Here is a 17,014-nt window from a genome sequence, read left to right on the forward strand (position 1 = left end):
CAGATCGCCCCTGTCGATCCCCAGGTTGCAGCGCGTTCTGGCGGCTATTTTTCCCGCATCGCTCGACGGAAGTTCTGCGTGATCGGCTCGGCGAGATAAGAAAGCACGGTACGAGCCCCTGTGCGGATCATCGCCTCGCTCGACATGCCGGGCAGCAGCTTGCGGCCCTCCAGCTTGGCGAGCTCGTTCCTGTCGATCAGCACGGTGGCGGCGAAATAGGGTGCGCCGCTGCGCTCGTCGACCATGCGGTCAGCCGACACGATCTCCACGACGCCATCAAGCGGCGGCAGGTTGTAGCGGGCGAAAGCCGGGAAGCTGATGTGCGCGGGCTGTCCGGGGGCTATCGTCTCGACGTCCTCTGGTTTGACCATGGCTTCGACCACGAGTTGTTGTCCGAGCGGCACGATCGTCATCAGCGTGTCGCCGGGTTTCACGACCCCGCCGGCCGTATGGACCTTGAGGTCCATCACGATGCCGTCAACAGGGGCGACGATACCGGTGCGGGTAAGCACGTCCCTAGCCGAGCGTTCCCCCTGTCTAAGATCGAACAGCTCTGCCTCGACCTTGCTCAACTCATCGACGGCATCGTTCAGCCGCACCGTGTCGAGGTTCAGGATCTGCATGTCGATCTCGGCCATGCCGCTTCTGGCTCGCGCGATGGAAGCGACATTGGTGGCGCGCTGCCCCTCGATCTCCCGCTGTTGTCGCCTGAGCGACAGCGACCGCTCGCGAGTGGTCAGTCCCTTCTCGAGCAGACCTTCCAGGTCCTTGGTTTCACCTTCGATCGCTACGATCTGCTTGTCCTCGGTGGCGATAAGGTCCTCGAGTCCCTTAGTCTCATTCTCGGTCTGGTGACGGCGCTGGCTGAGAATTTCCCGTTCGTCCGTCAAGTTGTGGCGCTTGGCCGCGAACACGTCACGCTGTGCGGCCACCGCGTCCCTTACTGCGGAGGCGGGATTTGCCAGCAAGGTCGGATCAAACGCGATCTCGGCCTTGCCATCGCGCTCTGCCCTGAGACGAGCGGCCAATGCCTCACGCGTTGCTATGCGGTTCTGGACCAGGTCCAGCTGCGCCTTGGCTTGTGTGTCGTCGAGCCGGACGAGGACCTTGCCCGCCTTGACGATATCGCCGTTGGCGGCGTTCAGCTCCGCGATGATGCCGCCCTCGAGATGCTGGATGAGCTTGCGATCGCCGGCGACCTTGATGACACCCGGTGCCACAGCGGCGCTGTCCAACGGCGCCAGCGCCGCCCAGCCCCCAGCCACACCGAAGAACAGGAACATGATCGCGTATCCGGTGAGCGTCACGCCCGTGAGACGCAGCGGCACCGGTTGCAGCAGGGAGGGCGGCGGAACGGGCAACGGCACGACGTTCAATTCCGGGGAACGGCTCATGCTTCTTTGACCTCTTTGATTTCCTTGACCACCTCGAGGGTCGCCAACTGGGCCGCCTTTGGCATATGGGCCACCTTGCCGGCGCGATTGGCGAGTTCGTTGAAGACGGCGTCGCGAGGCCCGAAGAGGTCAAGTTGGCCCCGGTTGAGCAGCAATATCTTGTCGACTTTCTCCATAATGTTTGGTCGGTGCGCGATCAGGATGATGGTCGTGCCCGCCGCCTTGACCGTGCCGAGGGCTGCGATCAATGCCTCCTCCCCCTCGCGGTCGAGATTGGAATTGGGCTCGTCTAGGATAAGGAGCGCCGGGTCGCCGTAGAGTGCCCGCGCCAACCCGATGCGCTGGCGCTGCCCGCCTGACAGCGCCGCGCCAGATTCGCCGATGTCGGTGCTGTAACCCTTCGGCAGCCCCTTGATCAGGTCGTGAACTCCCGCCAACTGCGCGGCCTCGACCACCTTGTTGAAGACAGCTGGGCTGAGCGTCGTGAAGCGGCAGATGTTTTCGGCGACGGTGCCGGCGAAGAGTTCGATATCCTGTGGCAAGTAGCCGACGTATTTTCCGCGGTCCTCCGATGCCCATTCGGCGACGCTCATGCCGTCCAGCAAAGCGCGACCCCCTGATGGGCGCCAAGTGCCGGCCAGTATTCGCGCCAGGCTCGTCTTGCCGGCTCCGCTCGGACCGATCAAAGCCATCGCTTCACCCGACTTGAGCTGAAAGCTGATTCCCTTCAAGATGTGCTCACCGCCCTGGCGCGCGAGGACGATGTTCTCGGCCTCAAACCTGCCCTTTGGGCGCGGCAATGGCAGGGCGGTTGTGATCTCCGGGTGCTGACCGGCGACATTGACAAGCCGCTTGTAAGCCGCGCGGGCCCCCACCGTCGCCTTCCACGTGGCGATCGCCTGTTCGACGGGGGCCAACGCGCGACCCATCAGAATTGAGGCGGCAATCATGATACCGCCCGAAGCCTCATTCTTCACGACTAAATAAGCGCCGAGTCCGAGGATGGCCATCTGGAGACCCTGTCGGAAACTCTTCGCGATGGCCGAGATTGTGCCGCCGCGGTGGGCGACGAGAATCTGTCCTTTGTTTGCTTCGTCCTGCTGCGCCTTCCAGCCCTCCAACAGTGGCTTCAACATGCCCATCGCCTGGACGACCTCGGCGTTACGGATTGCCGCCTCGGCCTGCGTGTAGGCCCGCGCCTGGGCACTTGCGGCCTCCGCGGTCGGCTTCCGCGTGATATATTCGTTCAACAGGGCCAGGGCGAACAACACGATGCCGCCGCAGAGTGCCAACCAGCCGAGCCACGGGTGCATGAGGAAGATGGCGGCGAAGAAGATCGGTGCCCACGGTGCGTCGATAATCGGGAAGATGCTCGGGCTTGTGAAGAAGTTCCGCACCTGGTCGAGGTCGCGCAGCGGGCGAGACGTGGCCTGGCCTGGTGTGGCGGCGGCGTATTCCACCGTCGCGGTCAGGAGAACCGGTGCCAGTCGCACGTTCATCCATGCGCCGACTTTGGCCAGCAAGCGGCCACGCACGATGTCCAAGGCTGACATTGTCGCGAGAGCCGCCGCCGCCACCAACGACAGCGCTACTAGCGTCTCCAAGCTGTGGCTGCCCAATACGCGGTGATAGACCTGGAGCATGTATATTGCCCCCGTCAGCATAAGTATGTTGATACCGGCGCTGAACCAAACGAGCGGCTTGATGGCCCGTCGAGCCTCTTTCATCACCGTCTGCAAGGCGCGGGGCTGTGCGGTTGATTTCATTTGTTTTGAACCGGCTTTAGGCAGGGCGCGAGATCATCTACAGGGGGAGGGAGGCAGCGTGAGCTGCCTCCCCTGGTGCGGTGTCGGTCAGACGACGTCGACCAAGATGTTGTTGATGCCGGTCACATCGCCGTCCGCGTCATGAATGTTGACTGCGAAATTAAGGTGCGCGTCCGGGGTCACGGTCTGGGTCGCCGTGAAAGCGATGTCCGTGATCTTGAGCACATCGTTGTCCGTCGGGTCCCAGTTCTGAAGGGCGATGGTCGTGCTGCCACCGTTTGCGCCGACTGCCTTCTGCAGGTTGAGCGCCGTTGCCAGTTCCGTGAACGCACCTCCCGGTACGCTGTCTGGACCGGTCAGACCGTTACCGGACTGCATGATCTGGGCACCCTGAAGCACCCAGTTCTCGCCGGCACTGTTATAGTCGTTCCGCTCGACGATCACGAGACCGTCGTTGTTGTCGAGCGAGAACTCGTTGGTGTACGGGGAGGGCACACCACCCGGAGTGCTGGCCTTATAGATGTCCTGGTTCTCCACGTACATCGCCTTCGTGGTGAAGGTGTCTGCCGCAGTGCCGGAACCCCCAAACGCTCCGTCTGAACCGAGGTTGACGAGGTTAAGGACCAGCATCAGGTCCTCGGAGTTGCCGATACCGTCGAACTCGATGGCCATATCGTTGGCCGTCTGGGTCGGGGCGATGTGGCCGTCGTCGGTCGTGATGCCCGGCGTGGTTTCGAAGAATCGGAGGGTAAGCGCTTCGCCCTTTTGGATCGTGTCGCCCGCAACACCGTTCGTGGTCTGGGTTGCGGAAACCCAGTCCTCGAAGTTGCTGGTGACTTGCTGGCCGGCGTTGAAAAAAGTATCGCCGGCGATCGGGCTACCGTCACCCGTCCCGTTGAACCCAAAGGGGCTCCCGTTGGGGTTTGAGTTGCCGGTGAACTGCACGAAGAAATCCTTGTCGGTCTGTTCGGGTGTCGTCGACGCATCGAAAAGTTTCTCGACCACGACGTTCGGGTGACCCGTGTTGCCGATGGGCTCCTTGGAAAGCAACTCCGAGGTGTGGAGTAGGTCCTTCGTGAAGCCATCCGCCGTATCGCTCAACGTGATGGTGTAGGTGTCGGCAGTCTTGTTGAAGCTAAGCGTACCGGCGATCGTCCCCGGCTGAACGCCAGCCAAGTCCGGGTTAGCATCGTAAGTGGCAGCCCAGTTGAACGTCGCTGAGGTGGCAGTCTCCGACCCCGCCACGAGCGTAACGCTCGAGGTTGCGAATGCGGTCGGAGTGTTCGGCACCAGGCCGGTGACGTTGCCGGACAGCGATATGCTCGCGAAGTCCGAGTGCGTGGCGTCGTAGACCGCGAAGAGGTCATGGCCGATGTCGTACCCGAAGGCTCCTGTGACCGACGCGTTGAGCGTGTTAGCCAGAGTCTCATGGGTCCCGTTACCGTTGCCGGCGTTTTGGTCGCCGTCGAACGGCACCGTGATCGTCGGGCCGTCGTCCTTGAACTCGAACGCCGTGCCGATGTTGACCGAGGCACTACCCGTGTCCCCGTCGCGGTCGGTGATGGTCGCCGTCAGCGTGACGAGGTTTGCGTTCGACATGAACACCGATTCGTTCGGGTCACTGGTCGGGTGAACCACGGCGCGGGACTGGTCAAGCGTCACGTTACCGTTGCCGTCCACGCTGATCGTGAACACCGTGTCGCCGTCGCCGTTCTTGCCGAAAACCACCCCACCGACTGTCGACAGAACGACCGACTGACCGGTAAGAGTGTCGGTGAGACCTGACGCGCCGGACGCGGCCAGTGCAAAGGTGATGGCGACCGCCGCTGTGCCGTCGGCACCACCACTTTGCGGTGTGAAGATGCTCGAGAAATCTGTCGGGCCACCGTTTGTCGTGAAGTCGGACTCATCGACCACGACCGTTGGCACTGTGCCATTTGCCCCGATGCTCGGGCCGTCGTCCCTGATCTGCACCTTGTCCCCGATGGCGATGCTGGTGTCGCTGGTGTCGCCGTCACCGTCGGTGGTGTGGAGCTTGGCAAGCAGCGCACTGTCGAGCATCGTCGCGACGTCGTTGGCATTGGTGCCGTCCGGATGCGCGATGGCGATGTATTGCGCGATGCTGAGGATGCCGCCTTGGCTGATCGAGATGGCGAAGGCAATGGGTTCGCCCGTCGTGTTGCCGTCGTTGTTGACGTCAACGCGGCCGACGACGAGGCCACCCTCGACATTGAGCAGGATGTTGTGGTGGTCGAGTGAATCGAAGCCGGAATCGGCATTGGCGCCGCTGACGCCGAGCGACAGCGTCTGGGTGCCCGGTCCGTCGGTGCCGAAGCTGGAGTTCGGCGTGACCACGGCGGAAGCGCTGGCCGCCCAGCCAAGCACGGTGCCGAGCGCGGTGAAGGCGGCTGGAGCCGCACCGGACTGGTCGTTGGAATTGGCATCGACGCCAGCCGTCTCGTCATGCAGCACCTTGGCTGCATTCTCGGTCAGAGCCGCCGTCGGGCCGTCGTCCCTGATCTGCACCTTGTCCCCGATGGCGATGCTGGTGTCGCTGGTGTCGCCGTCACCGTCGGTGGTGTGGAGCTTGGCAAGCAGCGCACTGTCGAGCATCGTCGCGACGTCGTTGGCATTGGTGCCGTCCGGATGCGCGATGGCGATGTATTGCGCGATGCTGAGGATGCCGCCTTGGCTGATCGAGATGGCGAAGGCAATGGGTTCGCCCGTCGTGTTGCCGTCGTTGTTGACGTCAACGCGGCCGACGACGAGGCCACCCTCGACATTGAGCAGGATGTTGTGGTGGTCGAGTGAATCGAAGCCGGAATCGGCATTGGCGCCGCTGACGCCGAGCGACAGCGTCTGGGTGCCCGGTCCGTCGGTGCCGAAGCTGGAGTTCGGCGTGACCACGGCGGAAGCGCTGGCCGCCCAGCCAAGCACGGTGCCGAGCGCGGTGAAGGCGGCTGGAGCCGCACCGGACTGGTCGTTGGAATTGGCATCGACGCCAGCCGTCTCGTCATGCAGCACCTTGGCTGCATTCTCGGTCAGAGCCGCCGTCGGGCCGTCGTCCCTGATCTGCACCTTGTCCCCGATGGCGATGCTGGTGTCGCTGGTGTCGCCGTCACCGTCGGTGGTGTGGAGCTTGGCAAGCAGCGCACTGTCGAGCATCGTCGCGACGTCGTTGGCATTGGTGCCGTCCGGATGCGCGATGGCGATGTATTGCGCGATGCTGAGGATGCCGCCTTGGCTGATCGAGATGGCGAAGGCAATGGGTTCGCCCGTCGTGTTGCCGTCGTTGTTGACGTCAACGCGGCCGACGACGAGGCCACCCTCGACATTGAGCAGGATGTTGTGGTGGTCGAGTGAATCGAAGCCGGAATCGGCATTGGCGCCGCTGACGCCGAGCGACAGCGTCTGGGTGCCCGGTCCGTCGGTGCCGAAGCTGGAGTTCGGCGTGACCACGGCGGAAGCGCTGGCCGCCCAGCCAAGCACGGTGCCGAGCGCGGTGAAGGCGGCTGGAGCCGCACCGGACTGGTCGTTGGAATTGGCATCGACGCCGGAGGTCTCGTCATGCAGTACCTTGGCCGCGTTCTCGGTCAAGGCCGCCGTCGGGCCGTCATCATTGGTGTGCAGCTTGTCGCCGACGGATTCCGTGACGGTCACGCCTTGCGACAGGTCGACACGGCCGACGTCGAATTTTCCGACCACCGCCGTCGCCTGGAAGCGGTTGAAGGTCTCCACGGCCTGTGTGCCGCTGTTGTCGGTGAACCACTGCACCGTATAGGCATCGTTGAGATGCTGTGCGGTTATCGTGCCGTTCTGGTTGAAGGTGACATAGCTGTTGTTGAGGTCGCCAATATTCGCAGTGGTGAGCACCACACCGTTGCCATCCCTGATGATGACGCGAACAATGGCGACCGCCGTGTCGTCGGCAAGCGCGCTTTGTGCGACGCCGTCGTTGCCCAGATTGGCGCCGCTGGCGAGATTGTTGTCGATGTAGCTGCGGCCCGCCTCGGGACTGGTCGAAGCGCCACCGGCGCTGAAGGCGCCGATCTTCACGGTGAAATTGGTGCTCGGAGTGCCCTCGGTCTGGGAGATGAAGAGCTTGGCGTCAGTGACGTCGATGAAGTCCGTATAGCTCATGTTGTCGATGTCGCCGTATGTGCCCGGTGCCTGGCCCTTGACGAAGCTGAACACGGCCGTCTCACCCGGGTCGAACATCTGGTTGTTGACGCCGATGGTGGCGCCGATGCCGCCCTGGCTGGTCTTGATGTTGTCGCCTGAGTTGTCGAGCGTTCCGTCGGCCTTGATGACCGGGTGTATGCCGCTCACCACCAGACCCGCGCCGGATGTGCCTACTGCCACGAACAGATTGTTGCCCGAGGCGAGATTGTCGAAATTGAAGGATGTGGAGCCCGTCGCCGAGACATTGAGGAGATTGGTCCAGTCGATGGTGTCGTCAGGGTTGGTGCTGTCCGGGTGGGCAATGGCCTGGAAGGTCACCATCTCGACGCTGGCGCTGAGATTGTTGCCTGCCGCGTTCAGATAGAAGGCGGCGACGACATCGCCGACGCCTTCGGTGGCGCTAGTGGTCGCCAGCACGATCGTTCCGTTTGCATAGGAATGCAGATAGATTGATTGGCCGCCATCGACCGTCAGCAGCGGGCTGCCATTGAAGATGACCTGGTCGCCGTCGAGCGGGGCGCCGCTGCCGTCGGAGAAGAACAGCTTGCTGATCGTTGCGCCGTCCGGATTGACGGTGACAAGACCGGCGCCGCTGACGGCGGCCTCGACATTATCGGCAAAGGCGAGCTGGCCTGCCGACAGTTGCAGGTCGCCGGTTAGCCCATTGAGGAAGTCCTTGAACGCCGTCGAAAGTCCGGTGAGATCACTGCTGATGGCCGTATCGCCGGACTGAGCTCCGGAAGTCTGGTCGAGCGTCAGCGTGCCATTGATGTCGATGGTGGTGGTCATGATCGTTACCCCCTTGGTAAGGTCGCTTCTAACGATCCGCACATCCAGCAACGCAGAAATGCACCTGCCCCAGGCCTACCCCACGCGCATTGAATTTGCGGTTTTCAATTGACCATTGTGTTGTCGGCGCAGAGGGCGCGTCCATTCGCGTTTCGATAGTATTAGGGTGAATGCCCACACCTGATCGAACGATATATATCCTTCGATAGATCAGGCTGCTGCAGGCGGTCGTGCCGGTATTACGGCCGCTGCTGTCAGGCGGCTCTCCGGCTTGAAGGCATCAATTATCGATGGCTGTTGCAAGCGATGGTCAGAGCAGGCCGGAGTGACGCGTTCCTGGATGGTCGCCACCTTTGTTATGCGCCACCCAGGCCAATTCCGCCCGGCCGCCGAGTTGCAGCTTCTCGTAAACGTGATGCAGGTGCATCTTCACCGTGCCTTCCGAGACATGCAGCCGCTGCGCGATGGTCTTGTTGCGCAATCCGCGCGAGACGAGATCGGCGATTTCGGTCTCCCGCCCGGTCAGCCTGGACATGGGCTGGCTCTGTGGTTCCGGCATCAGCAGATGCAGGAGGATCTTGTTGTCGATCCATTTTCTGCCGCTCGCAACCGCATTTACGCAGTCGACGAGATAGTGGTTGCTGATGCCGTCCAGCAGCAGTCCGTCAGCGTCGAGCGCCTGTATTTCCTTGACGCCGAGGCCGCTGTTCGGCTGCACGATGAAGATGATGCCGAGAGCTTTGCCGCAGGTTCTCAGCCGCGAGGAGAGCCCGGCCGTCTGCGGGTCGATTGCATCCACGCCGACGATGGCAACATCAGGCTGGTGACGCTCCACATGAAGGGGAACATCAACCGCGCGGTTGCATTCGGCGACAACATCGTGTCCCGCCTTGCGCAACACCCACTCCAGACCGGCGAGATATACCCCCCGCGGGTCCGCAACAACCAACGTTGACATGCGAACACCGTCCGTAAAAAACGCAACGAACTTATTAAATACCCACAAAATCAGGAAACCAGAGGTTAACCAGTTTGTCAAGAAACTCCTAATATACCTTCAGCTATAATGTCCGAGGCTGTCAGACCCTGCCGGCGCGAATGCCCCGAGGCGAGCCGTTCAGCCATTTGAGTCATTCGATAGTTTCCTATTGGACGACGGCCGATTTCTGTTTAGCCATCCCCACGGCGATGTGTCAGAACTTCGCCCAGTTTCGCAAAATGCATGAGAGTTGATAGCCGAAGGGAAGTACGATGACCGGACAAAAAGTTGCGTTGGTTAGCGCTGGCGGAAGCGGCATGGGCGCGGAGACCGCCCGTCGACTTGCTGCGGACGGCTACAAGGTCGGGATTCTCTCGTCCTCAGGCAAAGGGGAAGCGTTGGCAAAGGAGCTCGACGGCTTCGGTGTCACCGGCTCGAACCAATCCAATGACGATCTCAAGCGGCTGGTCGATGGCGCTGTCGAGCGGTGGGGCCGCGTCGACGTGCTTGTAAACAGCGCTGGCCACGGCCCACGAAAGCCCATCCTCGAGATTACCGATGAGGATTGGCATGACGCAATGAACGTTTATTACCTGTGCGCTGTTCGTCCGACGCGATTGGTCACACCAATCATGCAGAAGCAGAAATCGGGCGTCATCGTCAACATCTCCACCGCCTGGGCGTTCGAACCGAGCCCGATGTTCCCCACCTCTGCCGTCTTCCGTGCCGGACTGGCCTCCTTCACGAAGATCTTCGCGGATACTTATGCCGGTGACAACATTCGCATGAACAACGTTCTTCCAGGTTGGATCGACAGCCTGCCCGCAACCGAGGAACGTCGCGACAGCGTGCCGTTGGGGCGCTATGGCACCAGCCAGGAAATCGCCGCCACGATCGCGTTCCTTGCGTCGGACGGCGCGGCCTACATCACCGGCCAGAACATCCGCGTCGATGGCGGCATAACGCGCGCCGTCTAGGACAGGCTTCAACAATGCGCACCAAAGCCAGCATTCGTGTCGTCGGCTGCCACGCCGAAGGCGAGGTCGGCGACGTCATCGTGGGCGGCGTGCTGCCGCCGGCGGGCCGCACGATGATGGAGAAGATGATCACGATGGAACGTGATCACGACCATATCAGGCGCATGCTGATCTGCGAGCCGCGCGGCAGCGTCGCGCGGCACGTCAACCTGCTCGTGCCATCGACGCGTGACGATTGCGTCGCCGGCGCCATCATCATGGAGCCGACGGAATACCCTCCGATGTCCGGTTCCAATACGATCTGCGTCGCCACGGTCCTGCTGGAGACCGGCATGGTGCCGATGCTGGAGCCCGAGACGCGCTTCAGGCTCGACATGCCGGGTGGCGTCATCGACGTGCGCGCCGAATGCCGTGACGGCAAATGCGTGTCGATCACCTTGCGCAATGCGCCTGCCTTCGCCGAACGTCTCGATGCCAACATCGAGGTCGAGGGGCTGGGAACGCTCACGATCGACGTCGCCTATGGCGGCATGTTCTACGCGATCGTCGATGCTAGGGCGCTCGGCTTCTCGGTCGCCCCCGACGAGGCTCGCGAGCTGGCGGTGATGGGCGAGAAGGTTCGACGGGCCGCTCGCGAACAGCTTGATGTCGTGCATCCGGAATTCGACCATGTGCGGCGGCGTGTCGATCGTGCAGTTCGCCATGCCGTTCAAGGGTCCCGGCAATGTCACCCGCAACACCTGCATCGTCTCGCCGGGACGATCCGACCGCAGCCCGACGGGAACCGGCACATCGGCCCGCATGGCCGTGCTGCACGCCCGTGGCGTGATGGGAGTTGGCGATGTATTGATCCACGAATCGATCATCGGCTCGCGCTTCACCGGCAAGATTGTGGAGCTGACGGAGATTGGCGGCCGCAAGGCGATCGTTCCGGAAATCACCGGCCGAGCCTGGATCACCGGCGAGCATGCCTACTACCTCGATCCGACGGACCCATACCCGCAAGGCTACGTGCTGTCGGACACATGGGGGACTTCCACCTCGGTCAAGCAATAGGCGTGCAGCGGCGTCGAAACAGGTTCGGTGTAGCCCGAAATCTCAGGGACCATTCAACCGGGATGCCCGCGATTGAAAGAACTGCAGGAACAATTCGCGCTCGGTGGTGATGTCGAGTTTTTCGTAGATGCGGCGGCGGTGGTTTTTGACCGTGCCGACCGCGATCCCCAGACGCTCGGCGATGCTGGCGGTCGGATGTCCGGCCAGGACGAGCTGGACGAGTTCGCGTTCCCGCTGTGAAAGCTCTGGCCAGAGGCTGGCCGGAATGCTGGGCTTCTGCTGCGGCGAAGCGCCGGGCCCTGTCGGCACCGATGTGCGGGAAAATTCGTTTCCGCGCGCGGTTATGTCGAGTGCGTGCAGGGCTGCGAACACCGGCAGCCGCTCTTCCAGCCGCGCGATCTCGCTGTCCTTGAAAGCGGCGCTCGAACGGTCGAGGAAGATGCCGAGACACCAGTCGCCGCCATCCGCCAGCATGATGCCGACTTCGTCGCAGATTTCCGACTGCGCCAGGAAGCCAGCTATGTACTGGCCGCGTTTGGCCTCGTCGTCGGCAAGCCGTTTCAGCGGCATGATGCCAAGCCGCCGCTCGCGCCGCCACGAGGCGTAGAACGGGTCGAACACGTAGTAACTGGCGAGATAGCGCTGCACCATCTCGTCCGAGAAGCGCCGGTGCTTGACGAATTCCGGTGTCTGCGTCGCCGAATAGCGCGTCACGGTGACAAGGTCGTGCTCGATGTCGGCGCCGATCAGGTCGATCAGGCAGTCGACATGCCTGTCCGTGCCGGTGGCGGCGATCGCCTTGGCGAGCGGCGCCCAGATATTGCCCATGCGCATGCCCTTTTCTCGGCGATCCCGGCCCGACCGTCATTGTGTCTTTTGGCATATGGCGCGAGACCGCCCAAGAGCTCTAGCCTTGCCTCAACCCAGACCACATTCCGAGGCGATCGTGACCCAACCCAATCCCATCGGCCCCATCGTCGGCCCCCAGATCATTGGCAACCCAATCGTCATCGGCATCGACGCCGGCGGCACCATGACCGACACCATCCTTGTCGATCAGGACGGTCACTTCAAGATCGGCAAGTCGGCGACCACGCCGAAGAACGAGGCCGAAGGTTTCCTGGCCTCCGCCGAGGACGCGGCCGATGCCTGGGGCATCTCGCTGGAGCAGCTCTTCTCCGGCGTCAACGTCGTGCTCTATTCCGGCACCGGCATGCTCAACACCCTGTTGTCGCGCACCGGCCGCCGCCTTGGCCTGATCACCACAAAGGGATTGGAGGACATGATCCTGATGGGCCGCGGCTTGCAGGCCTGGGCCGACTATTCCTACGCCGACCGGCTGCATGCGGTGACCCATCATCATCCCGATCCATTGGTGCCGCGCCGCCGCACCCATGGCGTCACGGAGCGCATCGACCAGTTCGGCGACATCATCCTGCCGCTCTACGAGCATGAGGTGGCTGCCGCCGCCAGGAAGCTGATCGCCGACAAGGTCGAGGGCATCTGCATCATGACGATCTTCTCGCACGTCAATGCCGTGCACGAGAAGCGCATCGCCGAGATCTGCCGCGAGGAGATCGAAAAGGCCGGCGCCGAGATCACCGTCTACACCAGCCACGAAGTCCGCCCGGTCATCCGTGAACAGTCACGGCTGAACTCGGTGCTGATCGAGGCTTACGCGACGTCGCGCGGCCGCAAGCAGCTCAAGGGTATCGAGGACGTCTCGAAGAAATACGGCTTCAAATATGGCGTGCAGACGCTGCTGTCCTTCGGCGGCCTGACCTCGATCAATCATCCGCGCCTGCACGAAACCATGATCTCCGGCCCGATCGGCGGCATTCTCGGCGCGGCCTATGTCGGCAAGCTGATCGGCAACGACTCGCTGATCTGCTCGGACATGGGCGGCACCTCCTTCGACATGGGCGTCATCACGCGCGGCCAGACGCGGATCGAGAACGAGCCTTTGATGGACCGTTTCAAGCTCAACGTGCCGACGCTGCACCTCGACACGATCGGCGCCGGCGCCGGCATGATCCTCAAGGTCGATCCGCTGACCAAGAAGGTCTCGCTCGGGCCGGAAAGTGCGGGCTCCGATCCCGGCCCGATCTGCTTCGCCAAGGGCGGCACCGAACCCACCATCGCCGATTGCGATGCCATTCTCGGCCGCCTCAACCCGTATTACTTCCTTGGCGGCAAGGTCGTGCTGCAGGTCGAGAAGGCGAGGGCGGCCTTCGAGGAAAAGTGCGCGCGCCTGCTCGGCGTGGGTGTCGAGGAGGCCGCCGAAGGCATGATCGACATGCTGGAGGCCGACGCCAACAATGCATTGCGGCGCGTCATCTCCGGCCAGGGCATCCACCCCTCCGAATTCACGCTGCTCTCCTATGGCGGTTCAGGCCCGCTGCATCTGGCCGGCTGCTCCAGGGGAATCGGCTTCAAGGACATCATCACCTTCCAGTTTGCCGCCGCCTTCTCGGCCTTCGGCTGCACGACGGCCGATTTCATGCGCCGCCATTCGGTGTCGACGCAGCATGACATCGGCGCGCGCGCCAGCGATGACGAACTGATGGCCTTCGGTACGAAGGTCACCAATGTCTGGGACGATCTCACCAAGGCAGCCGTCGACGAGATGATCGAGGACGGCCATGGGCGCGACAAGATCAAGACCGTGCCGTTCCTGATGATGCGCTATACCGGCCAGCTCGAGGATGTCGAGGTGATGGCGCCGCTCTCGGCCATCCGTTCGGCCGACGATATGCGCAGGGTCATCGACGAATTCGAGGCCGTCTATGCCAAGGTCAACCACCGCGTCTCGCGCTATGGCGAAGCCGGCTTCTCGATCACCGAACTCGGGCTCATCGCCACCGCCGATAAGGTCAAGCCGGTGCTCTTGAAGCGTCCGCTCGGCAAGTCGGATCCGGCAGCCGCCCACAAGGGTGTGCGCGAGGCCTATATCGGCGGCCGCTGGCACAAGGCCAATCTCTACGAGATGGATCTGTTGCAGCCCGGCCACGAGGTCACCGGCCCGGCTATCATCGAACATCCCGCCACAACGCTCGTCGTTCACCCGCAGGACCGTGTCCATGTCGATGAATGGACGCTGCTGCACTACACCCACGCTTGAGAAGGGCGAACGCCATGCTGGACAAACCCGCCTCCGCGCTCCGCATCCGCGAACGGCTGATCGAATCCGAACGGCTCATGGAAGAGACCGGCTGCTACGACGGCATCACGGAACTTTCGCTGCGCAACCAGGATCCGCTCAAGTTCGAGACGCTGCACACCAAGCTGCGCGCCTATTGTGTCTCTGCCCGCGAGATGGCCCGCCGTATCTCCGCTTCGCCGGGCGTGCGCGAGGTCGGCGAGATGGTGGTCGCCATCTACACGCCGGAAGGCGATGCGATCGCGCTCTCCAACGGCATCATGGTGCATGTCCACACGATGAGCCGCTTCATAAAATGGATGATCAGACAGGGCTATGAGGAAAACCCCTGCATCCGCGACGGTGACATCTTCGCCAACAACGACGCCTTCATCGGCACCGTGCAGGTGCCCGATGTGATGGACGTGGTGCCGATCTTCCACTCGGGCAAACTGGTCGGCTGGGCGGGCGCGGTCTGCCACGAGCTCGAGGCCGGCGGCATCACGCCCGGCGGCGACGTGGCGCTGGCGCAGGAGCGCTTCACGGAAGGGCTGTTCGTCTGCGCCGAGAAGGTCGGCGAGAACGACGAGATCCGCCGCGACTATGTCATCCGCTGCGAGCGCAATCTGCGCATGCCGATCTATTGGGTCTTGGACGAGAAGGCCAAGGTCGCCTCCTGCATCGACATGCGCGAAAGCGTCAAGGCGCTGATCGACGAGATCGGCTTGGACTACTGGATGAAGGTGTCGAAGGAGTTCATCGAAGAAGGCCGCCGCGCCCAGCTCGCCCGCACGCGCCAGCTCACTGTGCCCGGTATCTACCGCGGCCACACTTTCTACGGCCACGTCACAGCGGGCAAGCCCGGCTACCAGCCGCTCGGCGACCCCGACTGGCTCTACAACATCCCGATCGAGATGGAGATCACTACCGACGGCAAGATCATCATGGACTTCGAGGGCACGCAGCCCTGGGGCTACCATTCGATGAACTGCACTCCGGCCGGCATGGATGGCGGCATGTTCGTGACGCTCACCCAGCACATGAATTTCGAGGGACTGGTCAATGACGGCGCCTGGATGGCGACCGAACTGAAACTGCCGCACGGCACATGGACCAACCCGGACAACGAAATGGTGGCGACCGCCACCTCATGGGCCTTGCTGCTTCCGGCCTATGGCGTGTTCCAGCGGCTGTTGTCGCGCTCCTTCATCGGACGCGGCTTTGTCGAGGAAGCCTTCGTCGGCCAGGTCAACAGCCCGATGATCGAGATGGGCGGCACCAGCCAGTACGGCAAGCTGTTCGGCATGGCGCATTTCGAATGCGCGGCCGCCGGTTCCGGCGCGCTGGCGATCAAGGATGGGCTCGACACCGCCTATGTCGGCTGGAACCCGGAATCCGACATGGGCAATATCGAGATCTGGGAACAGAACATGCCGATGGTCTATATCGGCCGCTCGATCGTTCCCAATTCCGGCGGCGCCGGCAAGTATCGCGGCGGCTGTTCCTTCCTGTCGACCTGGCTGGTCAGCAAGACCGACCATCTCAGGCTGGTTACGTCTGAGCATTCGTCCCGCGTGTTCGATAATGGCGGCATGTGCGGCGGCTATCCGGCGCCGACCTGCCAAAAGCATCGCGCGGTGCGCAACTCCAACATCTTCGAACTCGCCGAAAAAAGGGCACCGCTGGCGCACCACACCGGCACCAACCCGCATCGCTCGGAGCTTGAACTGCGGCTGCAGGGCGAGCATGTGACGATGGAGGGCCCCTACATCACCGCGCCGCACAAGACCGGTGACATCTTCACCCATTCCTACAATGGCGGTGGCGGCTATGGCGACGTGCTTGAGCGCGATCCGCTCAAGACGGCGTTGGATGTCGAGAACGGCTATCTCACCAAGGAAGCGGCCGAGGGCATCTTCGGCATCATCCTCGACGAGGATGGGGACGGCTATCCCGTTGCCAACATCGAGACCACCAAGCGTCACCGCGCCGAGATGCGCGCCAGGCGGCTCGCCGAGGCGAAGCCGGTGTCGGAGTGGATCGCCACCGAGCGCGGCCGGGTCGAAAAGGCCGACTTCGCGCCCGAGGTCAAGAAGATGTATGCCAGCGCGATCAAGCTTTCCTCGCGCTTCACCAGGGAATTCAGCGATTTCTGGAACGTCGACGCCAGATCGATCTTCATGCCGGGAGAAAAGCCATGACCTCGTACAGCAAGGAAGTCATCGCCGATCTTGTCGCGGGCACGCTGCCCTGGCCGCAGACGCGCCGCGTCATGAGCGCCTACAAGGACGACGACCGCTTCTTCAAATACGTCGCGGTGCTGCAGGATCGGGTCGGCTGGAAAGACCCGATCCTGTTGCCGGTCTCGGATCATCTGTTCATCTGCCAGAGCGGTGACGAGCGGGTGACCCGTTGTGAGTGCGGCCACTCCTTCGGCGATTATCGCAAGAACTGGAAGCTGAAGGCGGCGATCATCGTGCGCAACACCGAGGAGACGCTGCGCGAAATCTATCCCAACAGCGATATTCCCGATCCGCAGTGGATGGAGATCCGCGAATTCATCTGCCCGCAGTGCGGGACCATGCACGAAGTGGAAGCGGCCGCGCCCGGCTACCCAATCGTGCATGATTTCGAGCCGGACCTCGAAGGCTTCTATCGCGAATGGCTGGGCAAGCCGCTGCAGCCTTGACCAGGCCGGTTGCCGGGCCTTGGATAGGTCGTCGCGGCTTCCG

Annotated in this window: 9 protein-coding genes and 1 pseudogene; 5 read left to right on the forward strand and 5 right to left on the reverse strand. The window is 62.6% G+C overall.

Going from position 1 to position 17,014, the window contains the following annotated elements; genetic code table 11:
* Positions 1–44: 44 nt before the first annotated feature.
* The 4 genes from AC0NIH_RS10060 to AC0NIH_RS10075 all read right to left on the reverse strand — a co-directional run bounded on the left by AC0NIH_RS10060 (position 45) and on the right by AC0NIH_RS10075 (position 9,170).
* Positions 45–1,394: an HlyD family type I secretion periplasmic adaptor subunit gene (locus tag AC0NIH_RS10060; protein WP_023765696.1), complete on the reverse strand. Its 1,350-nt coding sequence runs from the start codon at positions 1,392–1,394 to the stop codon at positions 45–47.
* Complete coding sequence (locus tag AC0NIH_RS10065; protein ID WP_023765695.1) at positions 1,391–3,160, reverse strand: type I secretion system permease/ATPase; 1,770 nt, start codon at positions 3,158–3,160, stop codon at positions 1,391–1,393. Before AC0NIH_RS10065 ends, AC0NIH_RS10060 begins: the two co-directional genes overlap by 4 nt.
* 87 nt (positions 3,161–3,247) lie before the next feature.
* A complete protein-coding gene (locus AC0NIH_RS10070) occupies positions 3,248–8,131 on the reverse strand; it encodes a DUF5801 repeats-in-toxin domain-containing protein (protein ID WP_474025201.1) in 4,884 nt (1,627 codons plus the stop codon).
* 310 nt (positions 8,132–8,441) lie between these two features.
* Complete coding sequence (locus AC0NIH_RS10075; protein ID WP_352710015.1) at positions 8,442–9,170, reverse strand: response regulator transcription factor; 729 nt, start codon at positions 9,168–9,170, stop codon at positions 8,442–8,444.
* A 212-nt stretch (positions 9,171–9,382) separates the two neighbouring features.
* Here AC0NIH_RS10075 and AC0NIH_RS10080 point away from each other — a divergent pair, with 212 nt between their 5' ends.
* On the forward strand, positions 9,383–10,087 hold the full coding sequence (locus tag AC0NIH_RS10080; RefSeq protein ID WP_224688643.1) for an SDR family oxidoreductase: 705 nt from the start codon (positions 9,383–9,385) through the stop codon (positions 10,085–10,087).
* A 14-nt stretch (positions 10,088–10,101) separates the two neighbouring features.
* Positions 10,102–11,143: pseudogene (locus AC0NIH_RS10085) on the forward strand (proline racemase family protein).
* Positions 11,144–11,185: 42 nt separating this feature from the next.
* Here AC0NIH_RS10085 and AC0NIH_RS10090 read toward each other — a convergent pair.
* Positions 11,186–11,977, reverse strand: a complete 792-nt coding sequence (locus AC0NIH_RS10090) for a helix-turn-helix transcriptional regulator (RefSeq protein ID WP_473468731.1) — start codon at positions 11,975–11,977, stop codon at positions 11,186–11,188.
* A gap of 157 nt (positions 11,978–12,134) precedes the next feature.
* Between AC0NIH_RS10090 and AC0NIH_RS10095 the strand changes: the two genes are divergently transcribed.
* The 3 genes from AC0NIH_RS10095 to AC0NIH_RS10105 are packed head-to-tail and all read left to right on the forward strand — an operon-like array spanning position 12,135 to position 16,971.
* Positions 12,135–14,264: a hydantoinase/oxoprolinase family protein gene (locus AC0NIH_RS10095; RefSeq protein WP_473468788.1), complete on the forward strand. Its 2,130-nt coding sequence runs from the start codon at positions 12,135–12,137 to the stop codon at positions 14,262–14,264.
* Between the two features lie 14 nt (positions 14,265–14,278).
* A complete protein-coding gene (locus AC0NIH_RS10100) occupies positions 14,279–16,483 on the forward strand; it encodes a hydantoinase B/oxoprolinase family protein (RefSeq protein ID WP_473468734.1) in 2,205 nt (734 codons plus the stop codon).
* Positions 16,480–16,971 (forward strand): acetone carboxylase subunit gamma, encoded by a 492-nt coding sequence (locus tag AC0NIH_RS10105; protein WP_473468736.1) that lies wholly within the window; start codon positions 16,480–16,482, stop codon positions 16,969–16,971. Before AC0NIH_RS10100 ends, AC0NIH_RS10105 begins: the two co-directional genes overlap by 4 nt.
* Positions 16,972–17,014 lie beyond the last annotated feature (43 nt).

This window comes from Mesorhizobium sp. WSM1386, from assembly GCF_055901595.1.